Annotated in this window: 6 protein-coding genes; 4 read left to right on the forward strand and 2 right to left on the reverse strand. The window is 66.4% G+C overall.

What is annotated here, in order from left to right; translation table 11 throughout:
• Entirely contained in the window at positions 1–2,244 is a 2,244-nt protein-coding gene (parC, locus tag ACJ7C5_RS10205) for a DNA topoisomerase IV subunit A (RefSeq protein WP_412703802.1), read from the forward strand.
• 378 nt (positions 2,245–2,622) lie between these two features.
• Here parC and bfr read toward each other — a convergent pair whose 3' ends face one another.
• Positions 2,623–3,111 (reverse strand): bacterioferritin, encoded by a 489-nt coding sequence (gene bfr / locus ACJ7C5_RS10210; protein ID WP_010486279.1) that lies wholly within the window; start codon positions 3,109–3,111, stop codon positions 2,623–2,625.
• A gap of 124 nt (positions 3,112–3,235) precedes the next feature.
• On the opposite strand from bfr, the gene ACJ7C5_RS10215 reads away from it, so the two are divergent.
• Positions 3,236–5,563: a penicillin acylase family protein gene (locus ACJ7C5_RS10215; protein ID WP_412703803.1), complete on the forward strand. Its 2,328-nt coding sequence runs from the start codon at positions 3,236–3,238 to the stop codon at positions 5,561–5,563.
• Between the two features lie 71 nt (positions 5,564–5,634).
• On the opposite strand, the gene asnB is transcribed toward ACJ7C5_RS10215, so the two are convergent.
• Complete coding sequence (asnB, locus tag ACJ7C5_RS10220; protein ID WP_094000180.1) at positions 5,635–7,326, reverse strand: asparagine synthase B; 1,692 nt, start codon at positions 7,324–7,326, stop codon at positions 5,635–5,637.
• Between the two features lie 368 nt (positions 7,327–7,694).
• Here asnB and ACJ7C5_RS10225 point away from each other — a divergent pair, with 368 nt between their 5' ends.
• Positions 7,695–8,543, forward strand: a complete 849-nt coding sequence (locus tag ACJ7C5_RS10225; RefSeq protein WP_412703804.1) for a tetratricopeptide repeat protein — start codon at positions 7,695–7,697, stop codon at positions 8,541–8,543.
• A 272-nt stretch (positions 8,544–8,815) separates the two neighbouring features.
• Positions 8,816–9,778 carry an IS110 family transposase gene (locus ACJ7C5_RS10230; RefSeq protein ID WP_088026673.1) on the forward strand — a complete coding sequence of 321 codons (963 nt, stop codon included), beginning with the start codon at positions 8,816–8,818 and terminating at the stop codon, positions 9,776–9,778.
• Positions 9,779–9,802 lie beyond the last annotated feature (24 nt).

The following is a 9,802-nucleotide window of genomic DNA, read 5'->3' on the forward strand; positions in this document are numbered from 1 at the left end:
ATGACCGAACTTGCCCGCCCCGTGTTCCACGGATTCGAACAACTGCCGCTGCGCGAGTACGCCGAACGCGCCTACCTCGACTACTCGATGTACGTGGTCCTGGACCGCGCCCTGCCGTTCATCGGCGACGGCCTGAAGCCGGTGCAGCGCCGCATCATCTATTCGATGAGCGAGCTGGGCCTGAATGCCGCGTCCAAGCCGAAGAAGTCCGCGCGCACCGTCGGTGACGTCATCGGTAAGTACCACCCGCACGGCGACAGCGCGTGCTACGAGGCGCTGGTGCTGATGGCGCAGCCGTTCTCGTACCGCTACCCGCTGATCGAGGGCCAGGGCAACTTCGGTTCCAGCGATGACCCGAAGTCGTTCGCGGCGATGCGTTACACCGAATCCAAGCTGACCCCGATCGCCGAAGTGCTGCTGGGCGAACTGGGCCAGGGCACCACCGACTGGGCGCCGAACTTCGACGGTACCCTGCAGGAACCGACCTGGATGCCGGCGCGGCTGCCGCACCTGCTGCTCAACGGCACCACCGGCATCGCCGTGGGCATGGCCACCGACGTGCCGCCGCATAATCTCAACGAGATCGTCAGCGCGCTTCTGCACCTGCTGGACAACCCCGACGCCAGCGTGCGCGACCTGTGCGAGCACGTGCAGGGCCCGGACTATCCGTCCAGCGCCGAGATCATCACCGCGGCCAACGACCTGCGCACGATGTACGAGACCGGCAACGGCAGCGTGCGTGCGCGTGCGACCTTCACCAAGGAAGCCAACAACATCGTGGTCACCGCGCTGCCGTTCCAGGTGTCGCCGTCGAAGGTGATCGAGCAGATCGCCGCCCAGATGCGCGCCAAGAAGCTGCCTTGGCTGGAAGACATCCGCGATGAATCCGACCACGCCAACCCGGTGCGCGTGGTGCTGGTGCCGCGCTCCAACCGCGTCGACGCCGAGCAGCTGATGGGCCACCTGTTCGCCACCACGGACATGGAGCGCAGCTACCGCGTCAACCTCAACGTGATCGGGCTGGACGGCCGTCCGCAGGTGAAGAACCTGAAGATGCTGCTCAGCGAATGGCTGACCTTCCGCAGCAATACCGTCACCCGCCGCCTGCAGCACCGCCTGCAGAAGGTCGAGCGCCGCCTGCACCTGTTGGAAGGCCTGTTGGTCGCCTTCCTCAACCTGGACGAGGTGATCCACATCATCCGTACCGAGGACGAACCGAAGGCGGCGCTGATCGCGCGCTTCGGCCTGTCCGACGACCAGGCCGAGTACATCCTGGAAACCAAGCTGAAGCAGCTGGCCCGCCTGGAGGAGATGAAGATCCGCGGCGAGCAGGACGAGCTGGCCAAGGAGCGCGAGAAGATCCTCGGCATCCTCGACAGCAAGGCCAAGCTGAAGAAGCTGATCCGCGACGAACTGACCGCCGATGCCAAGAAGTTCGGCGATGCCCGCCGTTCGCCGCTGGTGCAGCGCCAGGCCGCGCAGGCCATCGACGAGACCGAACTGGTGCCGAGCGAGCCGATGACCGTCGTGCTGTCGGAGAAGGGCTGGATCCGTGCCGCCAAGGGCCACGACGTCGATGCGTCCGCCCTGTCCTATCGCGATGGTGACGCCCTGCAGGGCGCGGTGCGTGCACGCAGCACCCAGCAGGTCGCGTTCCTCGACAGCGAGGGCCGCGCCTACTCGACGCCGGTACACACCCTGCCCTCCGCGCGTGGCAACGGTGAACCGCTGACCGGCCGCTTCTCGCCGGCCGCAGGCACCAGCTTCGTGACCCTGGCCAGCGCCGAGCCGGACACCCGCTTCGTGCTGGCCTCCACCCACGGCTACGGCTTCGTCACCCGCTTCGAGAACCTGATCGGCCGCAACAAGGCCGGCAAAGCGATGCTGAACCTGTCGGCCGGCTCCACGGTGCTGACCCCGTCGATGGTGGCCAACGTCGCTACTGATCGCATCGTGGCGGTGACCAGTTCCGGCAACCTGCTGGCAATCGCCGCCAACGACCTGCCGGAACTGGACAAGGGCAAAGGCAACAAGATCATCGAGATCCCGAAGGCCAAGCTCGCCACCGAACGCGTGGTCGCCATCGTGGCGATCAGCCCGGGGCAGACCCTGCAGGTACGCAGCGGCCAGCGCACCATGGGCCTGAAGTTCAACGAGCTCGACGCCTACCTCGGCGCCCGCGCCACCCGCGGCCACCTGCTGCCGCGCGGCTGGCAGAAGGTCGAAGGATTGTCGGTGGAGTAAGGGCCGCGGCCCTGCTCCTGGTGGGTGTCAACCTTGGTTGAGGTGGGTGTGAACCTTGGTTGACACGCTTTGCCGGAGATCAGACACGAAAAAGCCGGGGCATTCCCCGGCTTTTTCGTTGTCGGCTGGCGGGCAGTGGAGCGGCTGGCTGGCGAAAGCTGGCTGGCGGTGCTCCGGTGCTGGCGGGCGACAGAACGCTGTGCTGCTGGTAGAGCCGACCGCGGGGGGGGGGGGGTTAGCCGATGAGCCCCCCCCCCGGCGGCGCGGACCGGGGGGCGGCGGGGCCGGCGACCGCTGGTCGGCTGCTTTTCGCAGAGCAGCCGACCAGCGGTCGGCTCTACCGGGTAGTCGCCGGGCATGGCCCGGCGCCACCCGCGGTCAGTGCGCCGGGGCGCCGTTGCCGTCGATCTTGCTCAGCTGATACAGCTCCAGGCCGATGCGCTTGATCAGGCCCAGCTGCTGCTCCAGCCACCAGGCATGGTCTTCCTCGGTGTCCTTCAGCTGCGCCAGCAGGATGTCGCGGCTCACGTAGTCGCCGTTCTCTTCGCACAGTTTCATGCCGGCGGCGAGATTGTTCCGAACCGCGTATTCAGTATCGAGATCCTTCTGCAGCATCTCCTCCACGGTCTTGCCAGGCTCGGTGGCATGCGGGCGCATGTCCGGGTCGCCGCCGAGGAACAGGATCCGGCGCAGCAGCGCATCGGCGTGCTGGGTTTCCTCTTCCATCTCGTGGTTCAGGCGTTCGTACAGCGCGAACAGGCCCTGGTCCTCGTAGCGGCGGGAATGGATGAAGTACTGGTCGCGGGCAGCAAGCTCGCCGCGCAGCAGTTCCTTCAGGCAGGCGATGACGTCCGGGTTGCCTTTCATGGGGGGGCTCCTGTGAATCGATGTGACATAGGGTGCCGCATTTCAAAATACGGTGATCTAATCGGAATCAGTCGCAGTTGCGCCTGCGGCTACAATCAGCCCACGAGTTCGGAAAGGACGTGCGATGCGACGTACATGGCGTTGGGTGCTGGGCGTGTTGATCGCCATCGTGCTGGTCACCGCACTGGTCCTGTGGCTGCTGCTGCGCGGCAGCCTGGCCGACCTGGACGGCGAGCATGCGCTGCCCGGGCTGGCCAAGCCGGTCACCATCGAGCGCGATGCGCTGGGCGTGGTCACCATCACTGCCGGCAGTCAGGCCGACGCGATGCGCGCACTCGGCCGCGTGCATGCGCAGGAACGCTATTTCGAAATGGATCTGATGCGCCGCAGTGCTGCTGGCGAGCTGTCGGCGCTGTTCGGGCCGAAGGCCATCGATGCCGACAAGCGCATGCGCGTGCATCGCCTGCGCGCACGCACCGAAGCGCACCTGGACGCTGCATTGGGCGACAACGGCGATGCCGTGCGTGCCTACGTGGATGGCGTCAACGAAGGCCTGGCCGATCTCGCGGTGCGCCCATGGGCCTACCTGCTGCTGCGGCAATCGCCGCAGCCCTGGCAGGCCAGCGACAGCGTGCTGACCGGTCTGGCCATGTACGCCGACCTGCAGGACCCGAACAACCAGACCGAGCTTGCGCTCAGCCGCATCCGCGCGGTGGTGCCGGCGGCGCTGTACGCGCTGATCGCGCACGACGGCACCGAATGGGATGCGCCGCTGTTCGGCGAACCGACCGGCAACGCCACTCTGCCCGATGCCAGCCAGCTCGATCTGCGCACATTGAAGGGGAAACCGGGCACCGAGCAGGAAGAGGCCGACGTCATCGGCAGCAACAACTTCGCGGTGGCCGGTGCACTCACCGCCGACGGCCGCGCGATCGTTGCCGACGACATGCACCTGGGCCTGCGTGCGCCGGGGCTGTGGTTCCGGGTGCGCCTGCGCTATCCGGACCCGCAGGCCGCCGGCGGCCAGGTCGACGTCACCGGCTTCTCGCTGCCCGGCCTGCCGGCGGTGATTGTTGGAAGCAACGGGCACGTGGCCTGGGGCTTCACCAACAGTTACATCGACACCGCCGATTACCGCACTGAACCGGCCAACGCCGCGGTCACGGTGCATGAAGAGCGCATCGCAGTGGCCGGCGAGGCCGACGTGCTGTTCCCGGTGCGCGAAACCGAATGGGGTCCGATCCTGCATGCCCATGCCGATGGCAGCGGCGATGCCCTGCGCTGGGTCGCACATCTGCCCGGCGCGGTGCGCCTGGATTTCGGCGACCTGGCCCGCGCCGGCGACCTCGACAGCGCTCTGCACTTCGCCGACCGCGCCGGTATTCCCGCACAGAACCTGGTGGTCGGCGACCGCAGCGGACGCATCGCCTGGCGCCTGATCGGCGCCCGCCCCGACCGAGGCCCCGGCTGTGCACCGGCCGGCTTCACGGCCGCCAACAACCAGCACTGCGCACCCTGGCCGATCCGCAGCGACGCGTCACCCGCGCTGATCGATCCCCCCAACCATCGCCTGTGGACCGCCAACGGTCGCGTCCTCGACGGCGAGGCACTGGCCACCGTCGGCAATGGCGGTTACGACCTCGGTGCCCGTGCGCGGCAGATTCGTGATCTGCTGGCGATCCAGGAACGCTTCGACGAACACGATCTGCTGGCGATCCAGCTCGATGATCGCGCGGTGTTCCTGCAGCGCTGGTGGGCCCTGCTGCACGACGTGATCGAACGCAGTGACGACCCTGCGCTGAAGCGTCTGAAAGAGGTCAGCCATCAATGGGGCGGCCGCGCCTCGGCCAGCTCGGTCAGCTACCGGGTGGTGCGAGAATTCCGTACGCAGGTGATGGAGACGTTGTCCGATGCACTGCTGGCACCGGCCAACGCGGCACTGAGCGACGACTATCTGGACCCGCGCCTGGCGCAGCTGGAAGGCGTGGCCTGGCCGATGCTGCAGGAGCGTCCGGCCAATCTGCTGCCGCCCGCCTTCGACAGCTGGGACGCGCTGCTGATCGATGCCGCCCGACGTACCGAGAGCGAGCTGGCCAAGCAGGGGCCGCTGGCCGAGCGCAGCTGGGGCGAGCGCAATACCGCTGCCATCTGCCATCCCATCGCCCGGGCGTTGCCGGACATCGCCAAGCGCTGGCTGTGCATGCCCGCCGATCCCCTGCCCGGAGACCGCGACATGCCGCGCGTGCAGACGCCTAACTTCGGCGCCTCCGAACGCATGGTGGTTTCGCCCGGCCACGAGGCCGACGGCATCGTGCACATGCCCGGCGGCCAGAGTGGGCATCCGCTCTCGCCGTACTGGGCAGCCGGCCACGAGGACTGGGTACATGGGCGCCCGACGCCGTTCCTGCCCGGCAAGGCGCAGCACACGATGACGCTGGTGCCTGCACGTTGACGATCGCGGTCAGATCCCCTTTCCAAAGGAAAAGGGATCTGACCCCGGCCATTGCCGGCCAGCGGCCGGCGCTAGGCCAGCGCCTGCTCGTGCACGCCGGCAATCGCGCGGCCAGAAGGATCTGCAGCCGCAGCAAAGCTGGCATCCCAGGCGATCGCCGCTGGCGACGAACAGGCGATCGACTTGCCGCCCGGCACGGTCTCGGCCGCCGCGCGGCTCGGGAAGAACTGCTCGAACAGATGGCGGTAGTAGTACGCCTCCTTGGTCTGCGGCGGGTTGTGCGGGAAGCGCTTGTCGGCCGCCGCCAGCACGCGATCACTGACCTGCGCCTCGGCGTGCGCCTTCAGCCCGTCGATCCAGCCGTAGCCGACGCCATCACTGAACTGCTCCTTCTGCCGCCACAGGATGCTGTCCGGCAGGTAGCCATCGAACGCCTCGCGCAGCACCGCCTTCTCGATGCGACGCCCGCCAAAGCCGGCACCGACCATCTTGTGCGCGGCATCGAAGCGCATCGCCACATCGAGGAACTCACGATCGAGGAACGGCACGCGCGGCTCCACGCCCCAGGCCATCATCGACTTGTTGGCACGCAGGCAGTCGTAGTTGTGCAGCGCGTCGAGCTTGCGCACCAGCTCGTCGTGGAATTCACGTGCATCCGGCGCCTTGTGGAAGTACAGGTAGCCACCGAAGATCTCGTCGCTGCCCTCGCCGGACAGCACCATCTTCACCCCCATGGCCTTGATCCGCCGTGCCAGCAGGAACATCGGTGTCGATGCGCGGATGGTGGTGACGTCGTAGGTTTCGATGTGGCGGATCACTTCCGGCAACGCGTCGAGGCCTTCCTCGAAGGTGTATTCGAAGCCGTGATGCACGGTGCCGAGTGCCTCGGCAGCGATCGCCGCAGCCGCCAGATCGGGCGAGCCCTTCAGTCCGATCGCGAACGAATGCAGACGCGGCCACCAGGCTTCGGTCTGCCCACCGTCCTCGATGCGGCGACGCGCGTAGCGTGCGGCAACTGCCGCCACCAGCGATGAATCGAGGCCACCGGACAGCAGCACGCCGTATGGCACATCGCTCATCAGCTGGCGTTCCACCGCATGCTCGAACGCCTGGCGCAGCTCGGCCAGATCGGCCTGGCGGCCCTGTACGTCGGCATAGTCGCGCCACGGTTGCTGGTAGTAGCGCACCAGCTCACCACTGGCACTGTCGAAGTAGTGGCCCGGCGGGAACTGCGCGACGTCGGCACAGGTATCGACCAGTGCTTTCATTTCCGAGGCCACGCGCAGGCGTCCCTGGGCATCGTGACCCCAGTACAGCGGCACCACACCGACCGGGTCGCGCGCCACCAGCACGCGTCCACTGTCACGGTCCCACAGCGCAAAGGCGAAGATGCCATTGAGCTGTTCCATCCACTGCGCCGGCGAGCCGCCCTGGCGGTACAGCGCGTTGATCACCTCGCAGTCCGAGCCGGTCTGGAAGTCATAGACGGTGGTCAGCGCCGCCTTCAACGCCTGATGGTTGTAGATCTCGCCGTTCACCGCCAGCGCCAGCTGACCATCGGCCGACAGCAGCGGCTGCGAACCACCGGCCGGGTCGACGATGGCCAGCCGCTCATGGACCAGCAGCGCACCCTCGTCGAGGTACACGCCGCTCCAGTCCGGGCCACGGTGGCGCTGGCGCTGCGACAGTTCCAGCGCATGGCGGCGCAGAGCAGGAAGATCGTCACCGGCCTGCAGGCCGAAGATTCCGAAGATCGAACACATGGGGGAGCTCCTGTTGGGGAATTTCACGGGTGGGAAGGTGTTCGACCGGCCATCCAGGCCCGGGTGGGGCTGCGCCCGGGCACAAAAAAACCCGCATCGGCTGATGCGGGTTTTCTGGTGTCCGGGCGTGTGTTGCTGTCTATCTACCCAGGGCGCAGTCCCGCATCGGCCGCGCACGATTATTCGCGCGCAGATTATTGCGGTTGTTGTTATTGACGGCGGTGGCCAAGCGGATCGACATGGCATCGACCCTACCCCGGTTTCCGGCACGGTGCAACAGTTGCGTCAGCAACCACGCCTGGAGCGCATAATGGCGCGCCCTGAATCGTGTAACAGGAATGCAACACCGCAATGGACGCACCGGGGCAATGACCGCCCTGCTCTGCCTGGGCCTGGTGGCCTGCCAGACCCTGCCCCCGCCTTCTACGCTGCCGCAATCCCAGCAGCAGGCATTGGAACAACGCGGAACCGACGGCAGCTTCGACGGTGCCTGGGACACCGCGCAGACCTTCGAACGCTTCAACGATCTGCGCGCCGTCACCTACTACGAGCGCGCTGCAGCAGTTACGCCCTGGAGCTTCCACAACACCAAGGCGGAAGAAGCGCTGGGCCGGATCTGGATCTCCGGCACGCTGCGGTTCGCCGACAGTCCACACATCGATCCTGCACCGGTGCTGCGCGCGTCCTGGCGACGTGGCGAACGCTGGTCTCTGGCCGCTGCCAATCACGGCAATCCGTACGCGTTCTTCGACCTGGCCAAGGCCTATCGCGAGCGCGGCGATGCCCAGCGCGCGCTGCGCTGGGACCTGCGCGCGATGGTCTACCAGCGCTATGCATCGTCGACATCGGAACTGCCCGGCGCGGTAGCAGCCACAGGCGATACCGTGCATCCGCTGGTGGCGTGGATTCAACGCCGAGCCGCTGCAGATGACGCCGACGCCCAGGTCGACCTGGGCGCACTGCTGGAAAAAGGCGTAGGCCTGCCACGCGATCCTGCGCGTGCGCTGCAGCTGTACCAGCGCGCCGGTGAGCAGGGCAATGTGTTCGGCCAGTATTTCGCCGGGCTGCTGCTGGGCCGCGGTGCGCCGGGTGTGGAGAAGGATACCGACGCAGCGGCGCACTGGTTCGCCAGGGCCGAAGCGCAGCACTTCTACATGGCCGCGCCGAGTTACTGGAAGAAGGCCGTCGAGCCGCCGTTCTTCATTTTTTCAGAGTAGAGCCGAGCCATGCTCGGCTACTCCTGCCGGGATAACCCAGCCGAGCATGGCTTGTATGTTCCTTCCGGCTCCTACGAGGTATGTAGGAGCCAGGGTGGAGGGACCGTCAACATGATATCTGCGGGTAGCAGCCGACAGACGAGCCGAGCGATCCCCATCCCGCACCTTAACGTCGATAAAGGATCTAGCGGCCTTTGAGGACCGCCGATGTAGGCAAGCCAACGTGGTGCGGTACCACCCCAGCCCTTCAACAATAGCTGGGAGTTGCGCAGATGTCAGATCGTCACGCTGTCGGTATCGATACCGATTCAAGGACCCTGGTGGTGGCGTGCCACGGCACCAAGGGCAGCATCCGAATCGCCAATTCAGCCTCGGCCATCAACAAATGGCTGTCCAGCCTGCCCGCGAAGTCCCGTATTGGCGTTGAGGCAACCAACCGCTACCACGAGCTTGTGGTTCACGCTGCCCAGAAGGCCGATCACGCCGTCTTCGTGCTCAATCCTCGCGATATCAAGCACTACGCCAAGGGCGTGGCCTGCCGCGGCAAGACCGACTCCGGCGATGCCCAGGTCATTGCGCGCTACATCGCCAAAGAGGCCGACAATCTGCACGAGCATGTCGCTCGCTCGCCCGAGCAGGAGCGGCTGCACGTGCTGCTCCAGCAACGTGACAGTCTGGTCCGGAGCAAGGCGAAGTTGAATCTCTCTCTGGGCGCGGGGGCATCGGAGTCCGCCCTCTTTGGGCGCATTTTCAGTAGCCTGAAAGAGGCCATTGCCATGCTGGACCAGCAGATTCAGCAGCTGTGTCGCAGCGGCCAACAGCGCGACCTGTACCGGCGGATCATGACCATCCCCGGGATCGGGCCGACGGTGGCTGCCTTCGTCACCCATCACATCACCCGCTGGCCGCTGGCCAACTCCGACGCTTGGATCGCCTGCACCGGTCTGGATCCGCGACCCAACGAGTCCGGTGCACGGATCGGCCGACGCCGATTGTCCAAACGAGGCAATGCCAGCCTGCGCCAGATCCTCTACATGGCCGCCATGGGCCTGACCCGATCCAAAGGCGGCAAGCCTCTCTACCTCGCCATCCGCGAGCGCGGACACAGCAGCACCGCCAGCTTCAACATCCTGGCCAGAAAGCTGGCCAAGATCGCCTGGGGCGTCTTCAAGAGCGGCAAGGATTTCGATCCCGCCATGCTGAAGGTGGGTCAAACCTGCTTCCAGCAGGCTTGACCGCGAACATAGGATCTCGGCTCT

It is taken from the genome of Nocardiopsis yanglingensis (assembly GCF_045809185.1).
Taxonomy (GTDB): Bacteria; Pseudomonadota; Gammaproteobacteria; order Xanthomonadales; family Xanthomonadaceae; genus Stenotrophomonas; species Stenotrophomonas yanglingensis.